The sequence below is a fragment of the Xenorhabdus sp. SGI 60 genome, assembly GCF_056632175.1.
This window is the reverse complement of sequence record NZ_CP196860.1, coordinates 852,439-875,250: the sequence shown is the minus strand read 5'-3', so window position 1 is coordinate 875,250 and position 22,812 is coordinate 852,439. Positions and strand designations below refer to the sequence as shown.

The 22,812-nt window shown below is 45.5% G+C and carries 16 protein-coding genes and 1 pseudogene; 10 read left to right on the top strand and 7 right to left on the bottom strand.

The window, feature by feature from the left end; all coding sequences use genetic code 11:
* Positions 1-5: 5 nt before the first annotated feature.
* Together dksA and sfsA are read right to left on the bottom strand one after the other, a co-directional pair.
* On the bottom strand, positions 6-461 hold the full coding sequence (gene dksA, locus ACSJJG_RS03975) for an RNA polymerase-binding protein DksA (protein ID WP_074019168.1): 456 nt from the start codon (positions 459-461) through the stop codon (positions 6-8).
* Between the two features lie 195 nt (positions 462-656).
* Positions 657-1,367, bottom strand: coding sequence for a DNA/RNA nuclease SfsA (gene sfsA, locus ACSJJG_RS03970; RefSeq protein WP_481088574.1), 711 nt, complete (start codon positions 1,365-1,367; stop codon positions 657-659).
* 91 nt (positions 1,368-1,458) lie between these two features.
* Between sfsA and hrpB the strand changes: the two genes are divergently transcribed.
* From hrpB to ACSJJG_RS03955, 3 genes are all read left to right on the top strand, one after another.
* Positions 1,459-3,951: an ATP-dependent helicase HrpB gene (gene hrpB / locus ACSJJG_RS03965; protein ID WP_481088573.1), complete on the top strand. Its 2,493-nt coding sequence runs from the start codon at positions 1,459-1,461 to the stop codon at positions 3,949-3,951.
* A gap of 49 nt (positions 3,952-4,000) precedes the next feature.
* Positions 4,001-6,475 carry a bifunctional glycosyl transferase/transpeptidase gene (gene mrcB / locus ACSJJG_RS03960; protein WP_481088572.1) on the top strand — a complete coding sequence of 825 codons (2,475 nt, stop codon included), beginning with the start codon at positions 4,001-4,003 and terminating at the stop codon, positions 6,473-6,475.
* 101 nt (positions 6,476-6,576) lie between these two features.
* Complete coding sequence (locus ACSJJG_RS03955) at positions 6,577-6,852, top strand: hypothetical protein (RefSeq protein WP_481088571.1); 276 nt, start codon at positions 6,577-6,579, stop codon at positions 6,850-6,852.
* A 56-nt stretch (positions 6,853-6,908) separates the two neighbouring features.
* Here ACSJJG_RS03955 and hemL read toward each other — a convergent pair whose 3' ends face one another.
* Positions 6,909-8,192, bottom strand: coding sequence for a glutamate-1-semialdehyde 2,1-aminomutase (hemL, locus tag ACSJJG_RS03950; RefSeq protein ID WP_481088570.1), 1,284 nt, complete (start codon positions 8,190-8,192; stop codon positions 6,909-6,911).
* Positions 8,193-8,414: 222 nt separating this feature from the next.
* On the opposite strand from hemL, the gene erpA reads away from it, so the two are divergent.
* The 3 genes from erpA (at position 8,415) to ACSJJG_RS03935 (ending at position 11,559) form a co-directional block, all read left to right on the top strand.
* Positions 8,415-8,759 (top strand): iron-sulfur cluster insertion protein ErpA, encoded by a 345-nt coding sequence (gene erpA / locus ACSJJG_RS03945; protein ID WP_047771810.1) that lies wholly within the window; start codon positions 8,415-8,417, stop codon positions 8,757-8,759.
* Between the two features lie 273 nt (positions 8,760-9,032).
* Positions 9,033-10,298: an IS4 family transposase gene (locus ACSJJG_RS03940; RefSeq protein WP_282885521.1), complete on the top strand. Its 1,266-nt coding sequence runs from the start codon at positions 9,033-9,035 to the stop codon at positions 10,296-10,298.
* A 55-nt stretch (positions 10,299-10,353) separates the two neighbouring features.
* Positions 10,354-11,559 carry an MFS transporter gene (locus tag ACSJJG_RS03935; RefSeq protein ID WP_481088569.1) on the top strand — a complete coding sequence of 402 codons (1,206 nt, stop codon included), beginning with the start codon at positions 10,354-10,356 and terminating at the stop codon, positions 11,557-11,559.
* 164 nt (positions 11,560-11,723) lie between these two features.
* Here ACSJJG_RS03935 and ACSJJG_RS03930 read toward each other — a convergent pair whose 3' ends face one another.
* Positions 11,724-12,287 (bottom strand): helix-turn-helix domain-containing protein, encoded by a 564-nt coding sequence (locus ACSJJG_RS03930; RefSeq protein WP_481088568.1) that lies wholly within the window; start codon positions 12,285-12,287, stop codon positions 11,724-11,726.
* Positions 12,288-12,383: 96 nt separating this feature from the next.
* On the opposite strand from ACSJJG_RS03930, the gene ACSJJG_RS03925 reads away from it, so the two are divergent.
* Positions 12,384-13,568: a benzoate/H(+) symporter BenE family transporter gene (locus ACSJJG_RS03925; protein ID WP_481088567.1), complete on the top strand. Its 1,185-nt coding sequence runs from the start codon at positions 12,384-12,386 to the stop codon at positions 13,566-13,568.
* A 5-nt stretch (positions 13,569-13,573) separates the two neighbouring features.
* Here ACSJJG_RS03925 and btuF read toward each other — a convergent pair whose 3' ends face one another.
* Positions 13,574-14,419: a vitamin B12 ABC transporter substrate-binding protein BtuF gene (gene btuF / locus ACSJJG_RS03920; RefSeq protein WP_481088566.1), complete on the bottom strand. Its 846-nt coding sequence runs from the start codon at positions 14,417-14,419 to the stop codon at positions 13,574-13,576.
* A 26-nt stretch (positions 14,420-14,445) separates the two neighbouring features.
* Positions 14,446-15,144 carry a 5'-methylthioadenosine/S-adenosylhomocysteine nucleosidase gene (gene mtnN, locus ACSJJG_RS03915; RefSeq protein ID WP_481088565.1) on the bottom strand — a complete coding sequence of 233 codons (699 nt, stop codon included), beginning with the start codon at positions 15,142-15,144 and terminating at the stop codon, positions 14,446-14,448.
* Between the two features lie 135 nt (positions 15,145-15,279).
* On the opposite strand from mtnN, the pseudogene dgt reads away from it, so the two are divergent.
* A pseudogene (gene dgt / locus ACSJJG_RS03910) lies at positions 15,280-16,834 on the top strand (dGTPase).
* Positions 16,835-16,838: 4 nt separating this feature from the next.
* Here dgt and ACSJJG_RS03905 read toward each other — a convergent pair.
* Entirely contained in the window at positions 16,839-19,175 is a 2,337-nt protein-coding gene (locus ACSJJG_RS03905; RefSeq protein ID WP_481088564.1) for an ATP-binding protein, read from the bottom strand.
* 53 nt (positions 19,176-19,228) lie between these two features.
* Here ACSJJG_RS03905 and rlmD point away from each other — a divergent pair, with 53 nt between their 5' ends.
* Positions 19,229-20,566, top strand: a complete 1,338-nt coding sequence (gene rlmD, locus ACSJJG_RS03900; RefSeq protein ID WP_481088563.1) for a 23S rRNA (uracil(1939)-C(5))-methyltransferase RlmD — start codon at positions 19,229-19,231, stop codon at positions 20,564-20,566.
* 9 nt (positions 20,567-20,575) lie between these two features.
* Positions 20,576-22,810 (top strand): GTP diphosphokinase, encoded by a 2,235-nt coding sequence (gene relA / locus ACSJJG_RS03895; RefSeq protein ID WP_481088562.1) that lies wholly within the window; start codon positions 20,576-20,578, stop codon positions 22,808-22,810.
* Positions 22,811-22,812: the final 2 nt, after the last annotated feature.

Below are 22,812 nucleotides of genomic sequence, written 5' to 3'. Positions count from 1 at the left end.
ATTGGTTAGCCAGCCATTTGTTTTTCACGAATTTCGGCCAACGTCTTGCAGTCAATACATAAATCGGCTGTTGGCCGAGCCTCTAAACGGCGGATGCCGATTTCAATCCCACAGGCTTCACAATAGCCAAAATCTTCTTCTTCGACCTTTTTCAGCGTTTTTTCGATCTTTTTGATCAATTTACGCTCACGATCCCGATTACGTAATTCAAGACTGAACTCTTCTTCTTGCGCCGCACGGTCAACTGGATCAGGGAAGTTTGCTGCCTCATCTTGCATATGAGATACAGTACGGTCTACTTCATCCCTGAGTTGATTGCGCCATGCTTCCAGAATTAGCTTGAAATGCTTTAACTGGGCATCGTTCATGTATTCTTCGCCTGGCTTTTCCTGGTAAGGTTCTACCCCAGCGATGGCGAGAATGCTCAAGGACGAGGTTTTACGTTTTTGCCCTTCTTGCATAATGCTTCTCCTTACACACGCACTATCAAACGACCCCCCCACAAGAGGGGGAAAAAAATAGGCCGCTATAAATAGCAGATGACTGCGAGGTTGGCAATTGTTCCTGCCATTAGTTTTGCAATGGTGTGAAGGCAGGCATGTTTACTGCTTAAATATGTTGCAAAACCCCTCTCGTCAGTATGATTTGTTTACAAATTATCCCATTGATACGAAAGGTAATTTGTCACTTATAACCATCCCGTTTTCTGTCATGCTGGCCTTATAACAGATTACTTCGACCCCTGATTGGCATGCTTGTTCCAAAAGAAAAGCATAATCATGGTCAATATGTTTTGCTGCTGCAACCTGGCTGATCCCAGAATGTAAAACAGCAAATAACAAAACAGCCCGCTGGCCTTGTTGTGCTATCAATGATAGCTCACGTAAATGTTTTTGCCCTCGAATTGTGACCGCATCAGGAAAATATCCATAATTTCCTTGTAACAATGTGACTGATTTGACTTCAATATAGCAGTTAACTTTTTGTTTTGATTGTAACAATAAATCTATACGACTTTTCTCTTTTCCATAGCTAATTTCACGACTCATGTGCTCATATCCAGATAATTCTGAAATGATATTTTTTTCAATAGCTTGAAAGGCCAGCTCATTGGCTTTGAGGGTATTGACACAAATCCAGTGACCATCTTGGGTTTGCGTTAGTTCCCAGCTATTGGGGTACTTGCGTTTGGGATTATCGGATGTGGAATACCACACGGTATCGCCTGGCGTGGCACATCCTGTCATGGCTCCCGTATTGGCACAGTGTATAGTGAGTATTTCTCCTTCTGGCGTGAGGACATCCGCAAGAAAGCGTTTATAGCGGCGGATTAAGGTAGCAGGTTTCAGGGGAGGTGAAAATTCCATAAACTTTCCTTCATAACCAGTGGGCGAATGAAATCAAAGGCGCTAATGCTACAATGGCATCCATTGAAAGTTAATTCATTATGGTGATCCTTTGTCATTGCCCATTTGTGACTTATTACCCATTTATGACGTCGTGGGTTCCGTTATTGCTGCATTGCAAACGTCGAAGCAAGTGTTATTACATGCACCAACGGGAGCAGGAAAATCGACCGGGTTGCCATTGGCAATTTTACAGCAGGCCCAGTTGCCGGGGCGCATTATTATGCTGGAACCGCGGCGCATTGCTGCACGGAGTGTGGCTGAACGCCTTGCCGAACAACTCAATGAACCTGTTGGTATGACCATCGGCTACCGGATGCGTTCGGAAACTAAAGTCAGTGTTGCAACACGGCTTGAGGTTGTGACCGAAGGGATTTTGACGCGCATGCTGCAACAAGATCCTGAATTGAACGGCATCTCTCTGGTCATTCTTGATGAATTCCATGAACGTAGTTTACAGGCCGATCTTGCATTGGCACTGTTGCTGGATGTACAGGAAGGGTTGCGCGATGACCTGCGTATCTTGGTGATGTCAGCAACATTGGATAACCAGCACCTTTCTTCTTTATTACCCGATGCACCGGTGATTGTGTCAGAAGGACGCAGTTATCCGGTAACGAGGTCATATCATCCACTTCCCTCTCATCAACCGTTTGAACAATCTGTTGCATCGGCGGTAGTGCGGTTATTGCAGCAGGAAACGGGATCGTTGTTACTGTTTCTGCCCGGTGTCGGTGAAATTCAGCGGGTATTGTCACAATTGGCCGGTAAGATCAATGACGATACGCTGTTATGTCCATTGTACGGTGCATTGTCGTTGGCAGAACAACGCAAGGCAATCACATCAGCGCCAGTGGGGATGCGTAAAGTTGTACTCGCTACCAATATTGCAGAAACCAGTTTGACAATTGAAGGTATCCGGTTAGTAGTAGACAGCGGACTGGAACGCTCCGGTCGATTTGAACCAAAGAGTGGCCTGACACGCTTAATTACCCAACGCATCAGCCAGGCATCTATGGTTCAGCGGGCTGGGCGGGCTGGACGACTAGAGGCCGGTGTTTGTTGGCACTTATTTAGTCAGGATCAGGCAGAAAGAGCCAGAGAGCACAGCGAACCGGAGATCTTGCATTCAGACTTAAGCGGTCTACTGCTCTCTTTATTACAATGGGGATGTCGTGACAGTAACCAACTCCATTGGTTGGATAATCCACCACAACCCGCATTGGCGGTTGCAGAATCCCTATTACTGCGTCTTAGGGCGTTGGACGACAACCAGCAACTGACTTCCCGTGGTTGGCAAATGGCGGCATTTGGCAGTGAACCACGTTTGGCTGCGATATTGTGTTCAGCGAAGGAGAGCGGAAATAAAAAAGGCGAAGGCTGGGCAGCATTGATAACAGCCGCGAAATTGGTTGCCATTCTGGAAGAACCACCACGTCGTGGACAGCCTGACCTTCTCTATTGGATGACGACAAATCAGCGCCATTGGCAGCAACGAGCCAATCAGCTTGTCAGGAGTTTTACAAATCAACTGGCGGATAAAACAAGCCATACTGAAAACCTGAGATTGGATCTTGTGCCTGAACTCTTGGTGCAGGGTTTTCCAGACCGGATCGCCAAAAAACGCGATAATCTTGGACGTTTTCAGTTAGCCAATGGCCTGGGGGTGGCACTGGAACGTGAAGAGCCACTTTCGGGAGAGGCTTGGTTAATGATTCCCTCATTACAGCAAAAAAACAGCCATCCTGATGCACAGATTTTGCTTGCCTGCCCGTTGGAGATTGAACAGACCATAAAGCAGCACCCTCTTCTGTTTACTGAGCATACAACCGTAGAGTGGGATGATAATAAAGGTTCGTTACGGGCGTGGAAGCGTTTGCAATGTGGGCGATTGATTGTCAAAGCACAGCCACTGGCAAAACCTTCGGCGTCGGAATTACAGGAAGCCTTGCTGCATTGGGTCAGGCAGGAAGGATTGTCAGCGTTGAATTGGTCACCGGAAGCGTTGCAGTTGCGCATCCGCCTGCAAAGAGCGACAGAATGGTTACCGGAGGTGGAATGGCCTGCGGTTGATGACAAAGCATTGTTGAACTCCCTTGAACAGTGGTTGCTGCCCGCCTTGGGTGATGTTGATGACTTGAAAGGCCTGCGCCAGATTGAGTTGTCCTCCTGTTTGATGGGATTGCTTGATTGGCAACAACGGCAAATACTGGATAATGAATTGCCTGCTAATTACACTGTGCCAACTGGAAGCAGGATCACTATCCGGTATTTCCATGACAAGCCTCCTGTACTGTCAGTGAGAATGCAGGAAATGTACGGAAAGCAGCAAAATCCAGTATTGGCGAAAGGACGGGTTCCGGTTGTCATTGAATTGTTATCTCCCGCCCATCGTCCATTACAGCTCACGCAAGACCTTGCCGCGTTTTGGCAGGGAACGTATCGTGAAGTGCAAAAAGAGATGAAAGGGCGTTATCCCAAACATTTGTGGCCGGATGATCCTGCCAACACCGCACCGACCAGGTACGTGAAAAAAAAGATGTAATTGTTTGTATTTATCTACCTGTATTTAATCAATATTTGGAGAATTCGGTATGTCTGATGATGATCGTCAGCCAATCGGACGTAAGGGTAAAAAATCAGAACTTCGTCGTGGGCGAACATCTAATAAACGCAATCGGCGGGATGACTATGGTGATGAAAATGATGATTTTGACGACAACGATGAGGATGAAGTCATGACGAAAAAAAGGAAGAGCGCCCGCAGTCCTAAATCCCGCCGGCCTAAAAAAAGAGGGCACTGGTTTTTGTGGTTGCTGCTGAAAATCTTTATTGTGCTGGCGGTACTCATTGTCATTTATGGCTTCTATCTGGATAACAAAATCCGCAAGCGTATTGACGGAAAAGTCTGGGATTTACCGGCAGCGGTGTATGGACGGATGGTCAATCTTGAACCTGGCATGAATTACAGCAAGGATGAAATGATCCACTTGCTGGAAGGCATGCAGTATCGAAGCGTGACAAAGATCACCCGTGCAGGGGAATTTGTAGTCAGGGGGAATAGCATAGAGATGCTGCGCCGCCCATTTGATTTCCCTGATGGTAAAGAAGAGCAAATTCAGGCACGACTGACCTTTGATAATAACCATCTTGCCAGCATTGAAAACATGGAAAACCATCGCCAGTTTGGTTTTTTCCGCCTTGATCCCAAATTGATCACAATGATGCAATCACCGAATGGTGAACAGCGTCTGTTTGTCCCGCGTTCCGGCTTTCCTGATTTACTGGTTCAGACTTTGCTGGAAACAGAGGATCGTTACTTTTATGAACATGATGGCGTCAGGCCGCTTTCCATTGCCCGTGCGTTTTTGGCTAACCTGACGGCGGGACGTGCGGTTCAGGGGGGAAGTACCCTGACGCAGCAATTAGTGAAAAACCTGTTCCTTTCCAATGAACGTACCTTTAGCCGTAAAGCGAATGAAGCATATATGGCGTTACTGATGGATGCGCGTTATAGCAAGGATCGCATTCTGGAATTGTACTTGAACGAAGTTTTTTTAGGACAAAGTGGTGATGAGCAGATCCATGGTTTTCCATTGGCAAGTCTGTACTATTTTGGTCGCCCGATTGATGAATTGAGTTTGGATCAGCAGGCGTTGCTGGTGGGAATGGTCAAGGGGGCTTCGTGGTATAACCCATGGCGTAATCCTAAAACTGCGTTGGAGCGGCGCAATGTTGTTTTGAAAATTCTCCAGAACCGAAACATCATCAATCAGGAACTGTATGATTTACTGAGTGCCCGTCCATTAGGGGTAAAACCGAAAAGCGGGGTGATTACACCACAGCCAGCCTTTATGCAATTGGTGCGTCAGGAATTGCAGGGAAAGCTGGGCGATAAAGTCAATGATTTATCAGGGGTAAAGATCTTTACTACCCTCGATCCTGTTTCTCAGGATGCTGCGGAAAAATCCGTTGAAGAGGGCGTTGCTGCCCTGCGAAAAGTACGCAAGATTGATGATCTGGAAGGGGCGATGGTCGTTGTTGACCGTTTCAGCGGTGAGGTTCGTGCTATGGTTGGCGGCTCCCAGCCGCAATATGCTGGATTTAACCGGGCATTGAATGCCCGTCGTTTGATTGGCTCGCTTGCTAAACCTGCTACGTATCTGACGGCACTGAGTCAGCCGGATAAATATCGCTTGAATACCTGGCTGGCAGATGAACCTCTCTCTGTCCCCCAAGCGGGTGGAAAGCCCTGGGAACCGAAGAACTTTAGCCGTACTTTCAGTGGGCGTGTCATGTTGATCGACGCGTTAGCGCGTTCGATGAATGTGCCGACCGTGAATTTGGGGCTGGATGTCGGGTTAGATCGCATTTCCAGCACCTTGATTGCACTGGGTATTCCTGCGAAAGAGATCCAACAGATCCCTGCTATGTTATTGGGCGCGATTAACCTGACGCCAATGGAAATGGCACAAGAATTCCAGACGATTGCCAGCGGTGGTAACCGGGCGAAACTTTCTGCGTTACGCTCCATCATTGCCGAAGATGGTACGGTGATTTACCAGAGCTATCCACAGGCAGAACGTGTTGTGCCGCCACAGGCCGCTTATCTGACGCTATACGGGATGCAGCAGGTGGTAGAGAGAGGTACAGGGCGCTCACTGACAGGGAGATATGGCAAATATCACCTGGCAGGCAAGACCGGAACAACCAATGACCTGCGTGACAGTTGGTTTACTGGCATTGATGGTAAAGAAGTCGCGATTGTTTGGACTGGACGTGATAACAATGGCCCAACCAGTTTAACCGGAGCAACAGGCGCACTGACGATTTACCGTCGTTATCTGGAAAATGAAACGCCACTGGAACTGAATAACCGTCCACCGGAAGGTATTGTGGATATGTCCGTCAATGAAGATGGCAGTTTCAACTGTGATGGAAGCGGTATCAGAGTATTACCGGTTTGGACTGATGATCCTCAGAAGCTATGCCAGCAATCGGCACAACAGCCTATAGAGGAGAATGAAGAAGAAGCACCTGGCTGGCTACGTGAGATGTTTGGTCAGTGATAAGTAATAAAGAATAGCTCCCAACTCGAAAATGAGTAGGGAGCTGATTTAATGTATTATCTTTGGGAAACGAACCATCTTGAGTCAGGGAACATAACACCTTGAATATCCTTATCTTATCCTTACTCTTTATTACCGCTGCATTATTGCATGGTATCAGCGGGATTGGTTTTCCGATAGCTAGTACGACAGCGTTAAGCTTATTTATGCTATTAAAAGAGGCGGTGGTATTAGCTTTATGGCCGACTTTATCGGTCTTTATCGGTACACGCCTAAGATCGCGTATCAGCCAACACCATTTTCGCTGGTTAATGTTGATGTTACTTGGCGTGCTGGCGGTGATGTCAGCTATTCAGGCGATACAGGATTTGGTGTGAATATTTTATCCAGACGCCATTAATAATGCATAGTGACGTCTGGGGTTTAGAATATTTTATTTCAGTTTTGCAAAACAGCGTGCTGCTGCATCAACCGTGCGCTGGATATCTTCATCTGAATGAGCAATGGACATAAAACCCGCTTCAAACGCAGAAGGCGCCAGATAGACACCTTCATCCAGCATCAAGTGGAAGAACTGCTTGAAGCGTTCTACATCGCATTTCATAACATCCTGATAGCAGGTAACACTTTGCGCATCGGTAAAGAAAATACCGAACATGCCCCCGACGTGGTTAACAACCAGTGGGATACCAGCTTCTGATGCTGCATTTTTTAAACCAGCAGCCAGTGTGTCGGTCAATTCGCTCAAGCGCTGATGGACACCAACTTGGGCGACTTCTTTCAGACATGCCAGACCCGCAGCCATAGCGATTGGGTTACCCGAAAGGGTTCCCGCCTGATAAACCGGACCTGTGGGTGCCAGTTTTTCCATGATTTCCAGACGGCCGCCAAAAGCACCGACAGGCATACCACCACCGATGATTTTGCCAAGGGATGTCAAATCTGGCTTAACATCGTAATACTCTTGTGCGCCACCCAGAGCGACACGAAAACCTGTCATCACTTCATCAATAATGAGCAGAGTACCAAATTCATCACACAGCTTACGCAGGCCCGGCAAGAATTCTGGCAACGGTGGAATACAGTTCATATTACCTGCGACCGGTTCGACGATAATACAGGCAATTTCTTCCGGGTATTTTTCGAAGGCTTCACGGACAGAATTCAGATCATTGTAAACACACGTCAGGGTATGTTTAGCGAAATCAGCGGGAACGCCGGGAGAGTTTGGTTGACCGATAGTCAGGGCACCCGATCCGGCTTTTACCAGTAAGCAATCAGCGTGGCCGTGGTAGCAACCTTCGAATTTAATGATTTTATCACGTTGGGTATAGCCACGGGCCAGACGAATAGCACTCATGGTGGCTTCTGTACCTGAGTTCACCATGCGAACCATATCCATGGAAGGCACCAGTTCAGTGACCCGTTTTGCCATTTCCACTTCGGCGGCAGTTGGCGCGCCAAAACTCAAACCACGCTCTGCGGCCTCAATAACCGCGTTACGGATAGCAGGGTGATTATGTCCGAGAACCATCGGCCCCCATGAACCGACATAATCGATATAGGCATTGTCATCCACATCATAAAGGTAAGCACCATTCGCACGTTGAATAAAGACGGGGGTCCCACCAACACCATTAAAAGCACGTACAGGTGAATTGACTCCACCGGGGATGACATGTTTTGCCTGAGAGTAAAGCGTTTCGGACTGGCTCATTAATAAAAGCTCCTGAAAGATAACGGGATACGGGAATGCCATTTTAAAATACCCCACCAAGGAAGCCAAATCATCATATGCCCTTCATCGTTCGGTTTATTACATTCATGTGACAAAACTTGAACGAATCAGTCAGGTATTGGATAATCCCGGCTAACTGATCAGAAAGCATAAAATAACTTTCCAAGAATTTTCACCGGAGAACCGGACTGGAGTAAAAGTATGAGTGATGATGCTGCATTGCCTTTGCAGTTTACTGATGCCGCGGCCAATAAAGTCAAAGTACTGGTTGCTGATGAAGATAACCCGAACCTGCGCCTGCGGGTTTACATTACAGGTGGTGGTTGTAGCGGTTTTCAGTATGGTTTCACTTTCGATGACCAAATTAACGAAGGTGATATGACAATCCAGAAACAAGGAGTTGAATTGGTTGTTGACCCAATGAGTCTGCAATACCTGATAGGCGCTTGTGTGGATTATACAGAAGGGTTGGAAGGTTCCCGTTTTATTGTTGCCAATCCGAATGCAAAAACCACTTGTGGTTGCGGCTCTTCTTTCAGTGTCTGATTGGAAAATTCACTATTGCAATAAATGGCCTCTTATCTAGAAGGCCATTTTGCAAGATACTTATACCAATCTCACTTCAAGATGCGTGTGATTTCTCCCCGCAAAGCGAGGAGAAATCAGGTTTCATATCGTGTTGTAAATTTTAACTTGAAGTTTAATGCGTATACATATACAGGATCTTAAGCATTAACTGTATATTTTAGATAGAAAAAAGGCTTCATTTATGATCTGATAATCGTCGCCAAACTAATACCAAAACCACGGATGAAGCCTGTGACGATTATTGCTATAAAACACCAGTTAATGCAATTTTTTAGTGATGTTTCTTTGCAAAAGATAGCGTTTGGCTGCGGATTTACTCAACGCATTAGAAATATTGAACCCCGCACATTGCTGCTTAGCCTGATTACGGCGCTCAGCACAGATAAAATCACCTCCATTGCCCAATTACATCAGAAGTTTAATGGCTTGTGCCCTGAGATTCGGCAACAAGTCAGTTACCGACCCTTTTACAATCAATTACGTAAACCGGCCTTTGAGGAATTTGTGAAAATTATTGTCAGGTTTGTCATGGCACAGTGGGTTGAAAAACACGTCGCGATACCGAAAAAATTAGCTCAATTTCAAAATGTTATTTTACAAGATGGGAGTTCATTTAAAGTGCATCCTGCGCTCGCGGAAGTTTTCCCCTCTCGATTCAAAACAACCTCTGCCGCCATTGAATGCCATATGACGATGTCGTTATTGAGCCAGACACCAACAGGAATGGCGGTGACGGCCGATACCGCGTCTGAACGCGCTCATTTGCCTGCACCGGCCACATTACGCGGGCAACTCTTGCTTGCGGATGCAGGATATCCGGCTTTTGATTATTTTGAACAACTCTCCCATTTTGGCGCGGCATTTATTGTCAGGGGAAGCCAATCGCTGAATTCTCAGATTATCACCGCGCACACTGGACAAGGGAAACCGCTGCGGAAACTGGCCGGAAAAACCTTAAAAGAAGTCACCCGCAGAACCAACCGTTCAGAAGTCTTGGATCTGTGCTGTCGGAGAAAGGGCTATGAATTCCGGATCATCCGTCGCTGGTTTGCAGAAAAGAAGCGGTTCTGTATTTGGCTGACAAACTTACCACCAGAGGAATTTACCGCGAATGACATTATGGACATTTATCGTTGCCGCTGGCAGGTCGAGTTGTTATTCAAGGAATTGAAATCACACACAAACTGGCACGGATTTACCACCCGAAAAGCGTCGTTAGTCACTGGGCTTGTCTGGTCAAGTTTGCTCGCGTTGCTGGTCAGGCGGACAATGGCAAGACGACTATTTCCAGACGCTTCTTTGCTAAAAGCAGCAAAAAATACGGATATGTGGTTACGGCCAATAATAGAAAATTTGATCCAACGAGCGTGGTCGGAAACCGGTTTTTTACTGGAAAAGGCGAGGGAATATTTATGCCGGAATGCTTTCAAAACACCGCAAAGAAAATCATGTAAAAACAAAACATTGGAGGCGTGTTTTGAAAGGCTTAATTCTTAAGATCCGGTATATGAATGCGTATATATCTTTAATTAAAATATGATCGTGGTAAAAAATGAATAAAAAATATGTAAATTTAATGCTTATTTTTATATGTCAGGGGCTTAATGGTTCAATTATTTCCCTGCTAACATTAACGTCGACATTAGTTGGTAATACATTAACTTCCATTGATTACTTATCTACTTTACCAATAACTGCAACAGTTTGTGGTGCTGCTTTGATGGTTTATTTTGCTTCAATGTTAATGGAAATATATGGAAGAAAAATTGCTTTTATTATTGGTAATATTATAGGGATAATTGGAAGTGGATTGGCAGGTATATCTATTATTTACCAATCATTCATTATATTTATATTTGGAACATTTATATTAGGATGCTCAACTGTATTTAATCAATATTACAGATTTGCTTCAGCTGAAATATTTGATGACGAATTAAATAAAAAAAGAGCTGTATCAATTATTATTGGTGGTGGTGTTTTGGGAGGAGTACTTGGTCCTTTTTTAGCCATGAAAGGCGAATGTATATTTCCTGATTACCATTTTTCAGGGACATTCTTATTAACAGCTATAGTATGTGTTATTGTAATTGTTATTCAATCATTTGTTTATTTACCTATGAAGTTAAAAAAAGAAATAATAAACACACATCGTGACACTAATTATAAAAATGAAAACATTGCTGATTTATTAAAATCAAGATTGTTTTTTTTGGCAACAAGTAGTTGTGCTATAGGGTTTTCCTTAATGACATTATTAATGAATTCTACCCCTTTAGCTATGTTGCATGCTAAATTTGAAATGGAAGATAGTGCATTGGTTTTACAGTGGCATTTCTTTGCTATGTATGCTCCAGCATTAATACTTCCATTTCTTGTCAGTAAATTAAAAACAAGAAATATAATCTTATTTGGATCTTTGTTTTTTATAATTGGTATGATTATAGCTATTTTTATAGATGGATTTTATGGTTTTCTATTTTCACTATTTTTTGTTGGATTAGGATGGGCATTTATGTTTAATGGTGGGACATTCCTGCTTAATGGATTTGTAAATAGCAAATTTAAACATAAATTGCAGGGAGTAAACTCATTGGTGGTTTATATATCTAATATGATTTCATCATTGTCTGTAGGGATCTTGATGAGCTATCCAAGAGTGTGGAGTATTTTAAATTCTATTGGTGTAATGTTAATGTTTATATATGCTGTTGTTTTTTTTATAAAAAGTAATGAATTGTCGAATGAGTATATATAGCTTTGTAGCAATTCAGCAAGTCGTCGATATGGCGATAAATGACCAGCAGCGCGTGTTATGGGGATTGTAACGTGCTCAGTATAAAGCACGTTTCTTTATCTGATGGTGAATTCGTATGTCAATGCAGTAACTAATTGTAAAAATAATTAAGAGGTTGATGATATTTAATTATGCGGATAGTGAATAAGGTTATGGATAACGACGGCCTCATCACTTGAATTGGCATAAGCGTGGTGACAATCGGCATGAAAACGCATGGATTCACCCGCTGAAATTTTATACCAAGTGTCATTAAGACGCAGATCGAGTTCCCCGCTGAGTACGATAACATGCTCTATTATCCCGAATTCATGTGGAGAAGATTCACTTGAAGCACCGGGGACTAATTCTATTTTGAACAAATCGATGAAGAGTTCATCATCAAAAGGGATGAGCGGCGTGACACGCATACCTGAGTTGTTTTGTTCAAAGATCGGTAATTGATTAAATCGATGTAATTCAGGCTGAGATTGGGGAGCTGCCCCCTCTAAAAAGGTTGAGAAAGCAATATTAAAGCCTGTGGCAATTTTCCACAGTGTTGAAATCGTCGGGCTTGATTGACCCCGTTCAATTTGCCCAAGCATCGCTTTACTCACTCCCGTCAGTTTAGCGGCCTGGCTGAGGCTTAGCCCGCGAGAAGCTCTTAATGATTTAAATTTTTCAGCAATTTTCGATGTGATATCACTCATTGGTGCCTTCTCAGAAAATAGATGCATGATTGAACGTTATAACAGACGATGATATTCTGACCATCGTCCGTTATAACATCCGTCAGGTAATGTCATATGTCTAAGCTATCATTTTTCAGGGATTTTTCACCAGCAACACTTATCACCGGATTTGTTGCGGTATTAGTGGGTTATGCTAGTTCAGTGGCGATAATTCTCCAGGCAGTGGCGGCTATCGGCGTCGAGCCAGCACAAATAGGTGCCTGGCTCAGTATGCTCGGCGTGGGAATGGGGATCACGACAATGGGGTTGTCACTCTATTATCGTACCCCTATTTTAACGGCCTGGTCGACACCGGGAATCGCATTACTGGCGACAAACTTACCGAATACCTCCGTTAACGAAGCCATCGGCATTTTTATCTTCGCTTCGGCATTAATGTTGATATGCGGTATCACCGGACTGTTTGCCAGATTAATGAATTACATCCCGCACACCATCACGGCGGCGATGCTTGCCGGTATATTGCTTCGTTTCGGTTTGGACGCGTTTGCAATGCTACAAGTCAACTTTTGGCTTTGTGGTGCCATGTTACTCGTCTACTTAATTTTCCGCCGCTATTTTCCGCTATACGCCATAATCTCGACGCTGGCGGCTGGATTGATTATTTGTATTCTTAGCGGTGATTTAACGTTGACGGGTGAAAATATGATGTTTTCCATGCCTGAATTTGTGATGCCTCAATTTAGCGCAACCACACTGATTGGCGTGGGCATTCCATTTTTTATCGTCACGATGGCGTCACAAAATGCGCCGGGGATCGCGATCCTACAGGCGGCGGGATATCCTCCCCGTGCCTCCAAATTACTTATCTGGACGTCATTGGTGGCAATGATCCTGGCCCCTTTTGGGGGATTTAGTATTTGTATTGCTGCAATTATGGCGGCTATTTGTATGGGAAGTGATGTCCATCCCGATCCCAATAAGCGATATATTGCCGCTGTCAGTGCCGGTTTTTTCTATTTGTTGGCTGGCATTTTTGGCGGGGCAATTTTCTATCTGTTTAGCGCATTTCCAGCCCCGTTAATAAAAATTCTGGCCGGATTGGCACTGCTTGGCACTTTTACCAATAGCCTGAATCAAGCGATCAAGGATGATCACACCAGAGATGCGGCAATTATCTGCTTCCTCGTCACCGCATCGGGCGCCAATTTACTGGGTATCAGTTCAGCATTTTGGGGATTGATTGGCGGGATCATGGCTCACAGTGTGCTAAAAAAACGCACCAAGATAAAAAAATAGACTCTTTAACTGGGACGATTTAACTGCTTACAAAGTTGTTCTGCCGCCCAAATAATCCTTGGTCCCGCACGGCTAAACCAGTCATCATTTAGGGCGATAATAGTGACATTCATTTGTGGTCGCCAAAAATCGGCCACCCGCTGTTTTTGCCCTTCCATTCCACCGATGACAATGATTTCCGGTTTGCGGGTAAGTACTTGCTCACGGTTAACCTGTGGCCACGGAACGGGGCTATCAGCGAAAATATTTTTACCGCCACAGACGGAGACAATTTCGCTTTGGATAGTATGGCTTGAGGAAGTAAAAATCGGGTGCATGCCAAATTGCAAGAACACAGGCTTAGGGTTCAGGTTGGCATACTTTTGTTTTAATTGGCTGAACTGATCGCGCATATCTGTGGCTGATTTCTTAGCTATATCGGGATGTGGACTATAGGCAGCCAGTCGTTCCAGTTCTGATGCAATATCTTCGACTTTTTTTACATCCGAATAAAAAATGGGGATACCTAAAGCAGCGAGTTGTTCCAGAGGACGTTGGGGATTACCGCCACGCCATGCCAGAATCAGGTCAGGTTTCAGGGCGATGATCCGTTCAACATTGATGCCTTGCCAATCAGCAACTTGTTCTAATTTTTTAGCGGCTTTGGGATAATCGGAGTAAGCACTAACTGCGACAAGCTGGTCGCCCAGCCCCGCGGCATATGCCAGCTCTGTCGTTGATGGGGCAAGGCTAATAACACGGGAAGCTGCCGCATAAAGTGGAGCACTGAAACCACACCAAAAGCTGTATAAAAGGAATAAGAATGCCAGCCTAATGGATCGATGGGAAATTATTTTCAACCATGATTTCATTATCGATGCTCCACTGTAAAGACGCTTTATTGTTTGCTGAGTTCGGTCAGCATGGCATTGACCATCCGCGTCGATTCACGTGCTGCGACAACTAAAAACTCATCAAAACTGATATGGGACTCTTGATCGGCTACGTCAGAAATAGCCCGAACGACAACAAAGGGGATGTTATATTGATGGCAAACATGACCAATGGCCGCCGCTTCCATTTCAACCGCAGCAACTTGCGGGAAGGTGGCCCGAATGCGTGCCAATGGTTCAGAACCATTGATAAAGGCATCACCGCTGCAAACCAGACCACGAACGGCATTCAGGTCGAGGGATTGGATACATTTTTCTGCCAGGGCGATTAACTTATCGTCAGCAATAAAAGCGGCCGGGCATTGCGCCATTTGTCCTGGTTCATAACCGAAAGCGGTAAGATCGGCATCATGGTAGCGAACTTCTTCGGAAACCACGATATCTCCCACCTTCAGGTTAGGATCAAGGCCACCGGCTGAACCCGTGTTAATCACGATATCGGGCTGACAATGTTCAATCAACAAGGTGGTGCCAAGTGCGGAGGAAACTTTACCAATACCCGATTTCAACAAGGCAATATCAACACCATTCAGCTTGCCGGTATAAATTTCGCATCCACCTCGTGACAATGTTTGCAGACCTTCAATCTGGTCACGCAATAAAGTCACTTCTTGTTCCATCGCCCCTATTACACCTATTTTCATTGTGTCATACTCGCTTATTATTAATGGATTGATGCCTTATTAACAGGCCGATTTAATCGGCAAGTGTATCATTGAATGGCTATTTACCGCAGATTCCAATTCTAAATAATCGTTATATTTGGCATGGGGGGATTAATGTCTAAGATTGATTTCAAGCAGAAGTTGAATTACCAACGCAAGTTCAGTAAATCTTCCATTCATCCCGATGATGAAGAGCAAGTGAATCGCCAATTTGAAAGTGATCGTGGGCGGATCATCAACTCAGCCGCTATCCGGCGGTTGCAACAGAAAACACAGGTATTTCCACTGGAACGTAATGCGGCGGTACGCAGTCGGCTGACGCATTCGCTCGAAGTACAGCAAATAGGGCGCTATATATCAAAAACGATTATTGCCGAGCTGTCAAAGCAGGACTTGCTGGAAAAATATGGGTTGAGTGATCGCTTGCTTGCTTTTGAAAGTCTGGTTGAGATGGCTTGTTTGATGCATGATATTGGCAATCCGCCATTTGGTCATTTTGGCGAGGCCGCTATTAAAGATTGGTTCTCCCGCCGATTAGATCCTGACTATTCGTCTCATTCGTCTCATTCGTCTCATTCGCCGAAAACGGAGAATCGGCAGGATGCCTGTCAGGTTGCGGCATTGCGTCTGACGGGAGAAGAAAAAGAAAGATCTATTTCGTCAGCAATTGCGCAGAGATTTATGTCAGTTTGAAGGAAATGCTCAGGCGATCCGTCTGGCACATAATCTGCTGCGCTTGAATCTCACGTATGCCCAGATTGGCTGCATATTGAAATATACGTGCCCGGCTTATCGTCTGGAAGAGGTGCCGGCTGAATTTAGTTACCTGATGAAGAAAATCGGTTATTACTGGTCAGAAGACAGCTTTATCCGTGAACTGAAAAAAGAACTGGAAATGGGCGATTTTTGTCGCTTCCCGCTGACATACATTATGGAAGCCGCCGATGATATCTCATATTGCATTGCGGATTTGGATGATGCGGTAGAAAAGGATATTTTTAATGTTGAACAGTTGGTGGAATACCTGAAAAAAGAGTGGGAAGAAAATGGGGGACACCGGAAAGGTGACTTGTTCGAATCTACAGTGATACAAGCCTATAAGAAAACCACCAATAACGAAGTCCGTCGTAATATCCACGAACAATTTTTCATGTACTTACGGGTGTTTATCACCGGAAAATTGGTGCCTTATACCGCCAAATTGTTTATTGAACATCTGCCTGAAATCTATACAGGTACATTTAATCGCGCCCTGTTGGAAGGAAATGGGGAAGAACACCGTTTATTGAAAACTTTGAAAAATGTCACCCGTAAACGGGTTTTCAATCACCCTGAAGTGGAAGAGCTGGAATTACAAGGATACCGGATTATTACCGGATTGCTGGATTTCTATAGCCCTTTGCTGGAACTGCCTCGTCAGGATTTTATGGAATTGAACCAGAATAATTTTCACAAAAAATACTTTATTGAAACTCGCCTGCTGCACAAACTTTCGACCAAACATCGTTTGGCTTATGGTGAAGCCGTGGAGGGCATTGTTGCCACTAATGAAGCTGAAAAAGATGTGATCGAGTTTTATTACCGTGCACGTCTTATTCAGGACTATATCAGTGGCATGACGGATAATTACGCTTACGAAGAATATCGTAAGTTTATGGTTACAAAATAACGAGTTAGAGTGATACCGTAGCCTCAAGTACATCAGCAGCGGCTGCTATGACGTGATTGATCTCATCCATAAACTCCAGCAATTCTGGCTCCAGATCAGTTAGGGCAACCCCTTGTTGCAGTTGTTTTTCAACCAATTCGCAAATGGCTTTCAGTTTAGGAACACCGTTATAGCAACAACTGCCGTGCAGTTGGTGGACATGATGCTGAAAGTGTTTGCGGATTGCTTCATCATCGGCAGTTAAAGCCTGTTTAATCATTCCCTTCATGTCGGGCAATGATTTTACCAGCATTTCCAGCATCTCCCGCGCCAATGATGCTTTACCGGCGGTTTGCTTTAACGCCATCTCCCAGTCAATAGCGTGTGGTCTTTTCCGGGGGCAATATTGATTCAGCAATGCTTTCAGGCCGTTTTCATCCAAGGGCTTGGAAAGACAGTCAATAAACGGTGCATTTTTCGCCTCGTGGCAGGCAAAGGCTGTAACCGCCACAATCGGCGTCTCTTTATGCCGGGGCAATTGTCGGATCTGCTCAGAGGTTTGGATACCATCCATATCTGCCATCTGAATATCCATTAAAATCAGATCCAGCGAATGTTGTGTCGCTATTTCCAGCGCCTCCATACCATTACTGCACAAAAAGGTATTTTCAACCAGTTCATGCAGCAGTGTACCGATCAATTTCAGGTTAGCGGGATTATCGTCTACTGCCATAACGGTCATGGGTAAACGCGATGATTCAGAACAGATTGGCAGATGTTCTGGCAATGATCCGAATGAATACTCCTCTTTTTCCAGCCAGATATCAAAGTAAAATACCGTCCCTTTAGCGACTTCACTGGTAAAGTCAATATCTCCTTTCATTTCACTGACCAGTCGCTTAGTGATGCTTAATCCCAGTCCGGTTCCCCCATAATGGCGGGTAATGCTGGCATCTGCTTGATTGAAGGCCTGGAACAGAATCGGACGGTATTCGGGTTTGATACCGATACCTGTATCGGTCACGGTAAAATCGATCTGGACAAGATGGTGTTGCTGCTGGCGTAATTTGATATCCAGCGTGACATAGCCTTTATCCGTGAATTTAATGGCATTACCAATCAGGTTAGTCAGTATTTGCTGTAAGCGAATAGGATCGCCAATCATCAAATTGGGTAACTTCTCATCAATATGGTGATGCAGGGGAAGATTTTTCGCGTTGGCAGCCGGTGTGAGTAGTTCGATAACTTCATTGACGGTATCCCTTAGCAGAAAAGGCACTTGATCCAATACCAGTTTATTGGACTCCAGCCGTGAGAAATCCAGAATATCATTGATGATTTTCAGTAGGTTATTGGCCGATCTGTCAATGACATACAGATACTCCATCTGCTGTGGTGTAATGGGAGTTTTTAACATCTGGCGGGTAAAGCCAATGACGCCATTAAGCGGCGTGCGTAATTCGTGAGACATATTGGCCAGAAATTCCGTTTTGATCCTGACCGCCTCTTGGGCGCGTTTTTTAGCGATAGTTAGTTCAACATTCTGAATTTCTAACTGTTCCATCGTAATTTGCAGGTCGGAAGTGGCTTGATCGATATGAAGCTGCATCTCATCTTTGTATTTCGAGAGCGATTCTGCCACGGTGTTGATACCATTCTGGAGTGCGGATAATTCCCCAGGCATGGCACCTGTCACGCGGCTGTTCAGTTGCCCCTGACGGATGCGATCAACGGCTTTAACCATGCAGTTCAGGGGTTGGGTGACTTTGCGCACCAGCACATGGGCAAACAGTGCCGTTCCCCCAAGGCACAAAATCAACAAAATGATGGAGGTGGCAATCTCCTTGTATTGCTGGAGCTGGGCAGCACGTAAGTCTAAATCAATCGCGATATAGCCAATCGGCGGCGTATCGCTGGTGGAAGTGTTCCAGGGATTAGGAGAAGCGGTTTCTGAGATAATTGGCATTTTCAGGATGATACTGTTGCCGTATTCCGTTTTGGACAAGGCTGTGGGCATGGCTTCGTTGGCAGCGAGCCTCAAGCGATTGACATTATACTTGTCATTCGAAATATCGAATAACTTGTTATACTTATCAAAGATCGCAATTGCCCTGACAATTTCAGAGTTTCGGCGATGCAGGCTGTTTATTAATGAGTCAACTTGCTGGCAATTGTCCAGATTAATGCCAACCTCGCTGGCGATAGATAAGGGTTCAATAATGCTGATCCCACTGCGGACTATCAGGCTCTTCAACTCGTAATAGCGGTATGAGATAAATGATATACTCACAAGCGTTCCGACCAGTAAAACAGGAACCAATATCAGGCTCATCATACGGGTGCGTAGGCTATATTTGGTCATAAGCGTCCATTGTGGGAAAATCAGAACTCAATTTTTCAAAGTCAGTCAGAATCATGGTGCAATTTTACTCCCCAAATCGTCGCTCCGTAAACCGAAGCATTATTTCCGTTACCGCAGATAACCTTGATGCACAAGGGCAAGGCATTGCTCGTCATCAGGGAAAAACACTCTTTATTGCAGGATTATTGCCGGGTGAGCAGGCACAAATCCAACTGACAGAAGAAAAACGGCAATTTGCTAAAGCTAAGATCGTGAAAAGGCTATCAGATAGCCCACATCGCGTAGCACCTTACTGCCCATATTTTAAAGTGTGTGGCGGGTGCCAACAGCAGCACGTTGCCACTGAGCTGCAAGTTAACACTAAGGCCAGTGTACTGGAACACCTGATCCAACGGGAAACAGGAATTAGCATCAGTACCCATCCCATCATTCGCAGCCCGGAATATGGCTACCGGCGCAGGGCCAGACTCGGTCTGCAATATCACACCAAACAACGGGCATTATTGATGGGGTTTCGCCAGCGTCAGACCAACGATTTGGTGAATATTAAACACTGTCCTGTTATGCGTTCTGAATTGGAGCAATTATTGCGGCCGCTGTACCAGTGCCTGAATAGCCTGTATGCAGTAAAACGATTAGGGCACGTGGAATTGGTCTTGGCTGATAATGGACCATTAGTCGTGTTGCGCCATCTTGATCCACTTAAGCAGGAAGATAAGGAAACACTGCGTATTTTTTCGGTGCAGTACAATGTCGCGATTTATCTGCTTGGTGAAGAAAAATCCCTTGAACCGTTGATGGAAGGGCAAACAGCACCGTGGTATCAGGTGAATGGGTTGAAATTGGTGTTCAGCCCCCAAGATTTTATTCAGGTGAATGATGTCGTTAACCAACAAATGGTTGCACAGGCGTTGGCGTGGCTGGATTTACAATCAACAGACAGAGTATTGGATCTGTTTTGTGGCATGGGAAACTTTACCTTGCCGATCGCCACGAAAGTACAGGCAACCGTGGGTGTGGAAGGGGTTGCTGAGCTGGTGGCGAGCGGGCAATATAACGCTCGGCTCAATAAACTTAATAACGTCGATTTTTTTCATGAAAATCTGGAATCGGATATTCACCAGCAGCCCTGGGCCGCACAAGGGTTCAATAAAGTGCTGCTGGACCCCGCCCGTGCTGGTGCAGCGGGTGTTATGGCACATATTGTAAAATTGGCCCCCGAAAAAGTGGTTTACGTTTCCTGTAACCCCACAACCCTTGCGCGGGACAGTAAGGTCTTGTTGGAGGCGGGTTATCATCTTGTCAGTGTGCGGATGCTGGATATGTTTCCACACACAGGCCATCTAGAGTCTATGGCGCTGTTTAGCAGTGAGCCAATGGATATCGAGTAGGGAGAAATTATGGTTGCGGTAAGAAGTGCGCATCTCACGCCGGCAGGTGAATTTGCGGTCGATAAGTGGATCGCGAGTTTAAACATTACTAACCCACAATCCAGTGAAAAGTTGGTTGAAACCTGGCGATATTGTTACGAAAAAGTCCAGGGTCAGCCTAATGCGGAACGGTTGCTATGGCGCGGTGTGGAAATGGTGGAGATCCTGTCCACATTGAGCATGGATAATGACAGTATGCGTGCTGCGCTACTTTTTCCCATCCTTAATGCCAGACTACTCGATAGCGAAACCGTGACAGAAACATTTGGCAAGGCCATCACGAATCTGGTGCATGGTGTATTGGAAATGGATGCCATTCGCCAACTGAAAGCCACTCATACCGATGCGACTTGCTCGGTACAGGTCGATAATGTTCGCCGGATGCTGCTGGCGATGGTGGAAGATTTTCGTTGTGTGATTATCAAGCTGGCGGAACGCATTGCCCACTTACGGGAAGTGAAAGATGCCGGTGAAGATGAACGGGTGCTGGCTGCTAAAGAGTGTTCCAATATCTATGCCCCGCTTGCCAACCGGCTGGGAATTGGGCAGCTAAAATGGGAGCTGGAAGATTTCTGTTTCCGCTACTTGCATCCCGATGAATATAAGAAAATTGCCAAGTTACTGCATGAGCGCCGAATTGATCGTGAACAGTATATCGAGAAATTTGTAACGACTTTGCGTAAATATATGCTGAAAGAGGGCGTCCGCGCTGAAATATACGGGCGTCCGAAGCACATTTACAGCATTTGGCGCAAAATGCAGAAAAAATCCCTCGCCTTTGATGAACTATTTGACGTGCGCGCTGTGCGGATTGTTGTCGAGCGTTTGCAGGATTGCTACGGAGCGCTGGGAATCGTGCATACTCACTATCGTCATTTGCCAGATGAATTCGACGATTACGTTGCCAACCCGAAACCGAATGGTTATCAATCGATTCATACCGTCGTCTTGGGGCCGAATGGCAAAACGCTTGAGATCCAGATCCGTACTCGTCAGATGCATGATGATGCAGAACTTGGCGTAGCGGCGCATTGGAAATACAAAGAAGGCACTGCGATTGGTGGTAAATCCGGTAGTTATGAAAGCCGCATTGCATGGCTGCGAAAATTGATTGCATGGCAGGAAGAGATGGCGGATACCGGCGAAATGCTGGATGAAGTGCGCAGTCAGGTATTTGATGACCGCGTTTATGTCTTTACGCCAAAAGGGGATGTCATTGATTTGCCAATTGGCTCCACGCCGTTGGATTTTGCCTATCACATTCACAGTGATGTCGGCCATCGCTGCATTGGGGCAAAAATTGGCGGACGCATCGTGCCATTCAGCTATCAGCTTCAGATGGGCGATCAGATTGAAATCATTACCCAGAAACAACCAAATCCAAGCCGTGACTGGTTGAATCCTAACCTTGGCTATGTGACGACCAGCCGTGGACGCGCAAAAATCCACAATTGGTTCCGTAAGCAAGATCGTGACAAAAACATCATTGCTGGCCGCCAGATGCTGGACAATGAGTTGGCCCATCTGGGGATCACGGTCAAAGAAGCAGAAAAAGAACTGATTGCCCGTTATAACGTCCACACGTTGGAAGAAGTGTTAGCGGGCATTGGCGTTGGTGATATCCGCATTCACCAGTTAGTGAATTTCCTGCAAAGCAAATTCAATAAAATTACGGCGGAAGAAGAAGATCGCGAAGCGCTTCGCAACCTGGAGAACAAAACCTATACGCCACGTAATACCAGCAAAGATAATGGCCGTATTGTCGTGGAAGGGGTAGGCAACTTAATGCATCACATTGCCCGTTGTTGCCAACCTATCCCCGGTGATGAAATTATTGGATTTATTACACGCGGGCGAGGGATCTCCATCCACCGTGCTGATTGTGATCAGTTGGCGGAACTCGAAGCCAGTTCACCGGAAAGGATAGTCGATGCCGTGTGGGGAGAGAGTTATTCCAGCGGCTATTCACTTGTGGTACGCGTTGTTGCCAATGACCGCAGTGGATTATTGCGTGACATCACGACCATCCTCGCCAATGAGAAAATTAATGTGTTGGGCGTCAGCAGCCGTAGTGATGTTAAGCAACAGCTTGCAACCATTGATATGAACATTGAGATTTATAACTTGCAAGTGCTTGGGCGGGTATTGGCGAAACTCAATCAGTTGTCTGATGTGATTGAAGCCAGACGCTTGCACGGTAATTGATT

Coding starts and splice junctions, on each gene's coding strand:
- dksA (WP_074019168.1), bottom strand. CDS start 461: ATGCAAGAAGGGCAAAAACGTAAAACCTCGTCCTTGAGCATTCTCGCC.
- sfsA (WP_481088574.1), bottom strand. CDS start 1,367: ATGGAATTTTCACCTCCCCTGAAACCTGCTACCTTAATCCGCCGCTAT.
- mrcB (WP_481088572.1), top strand. CDS start 4,001: ATGTCTGATGATGATCGTCAGCCAATCGGACGTAAGGGTAAAAAATCA.
- hemL (WP_481088570.1), bottom strand. CDS start 8,192: ATGAGCCAGTCCGAAACGCTTTACTCTCAGGCAAAACATGTCATCCCC.
- erpA (WP_047771810.1), top strand. CDS start 8,415: ATGAGTGATGATGCTGCATTGCCTTTGCAGTTTACTGATGCCGCGGCC.
- ACSJJG_RS03935 (WP_481088569.1), top strand. CDS start 10,354: ATGAATAAAAAATATGTAAATTTAATGCTTATTTTTATATGTCAGGGG.
- ACSJJG_RS03930 (WP_481088568.1), bottom strand. CDS start 12,287: ATGAGTGATATCACATCGAAAATTGCTGAAAAATTTAAATCATTAAGA.
- ACSJJG_RS03925 (WP_481088567.1), top strand. CDS start 12,384: ATGTCTAAGCTATCATTTTTCAGGGATTTTTCACCAGCAACACTTATC.
- btuF (WP_481088566.1), bottom strand. CDS start 14,419: ATGAAATCATGGTTGAAAATAATTTCCCATCGATCCATTAGGCTGGCA.
- mtnN (WP_481088565.1), bottom strand. CDS start 15,144: ATGAAAATAGGTGTAATAGGGGCGATGGAACAAGAAGTGACTTTATTG.
- ACSJJG_RS03905 (WP_481088564.1), bottom strand. CDS start 19,175: ATGACCAAATATAGCCTACGCACCCGTATGATGAGCCTGATATTGGTT.
- rlmD (WP_481088563.1), top strand. CDS start 19,229: ATGGTGCAATTTTACTCCCCAAATCGTCGCTCCGTAAACCGAAGCATT.
- relA (WP_481088562.1), top strand. CDS start 20,576: ATGGTTGCGGTAAGAAGTGCGCATCTCACGCCGGCAGGTGAATTTGCG.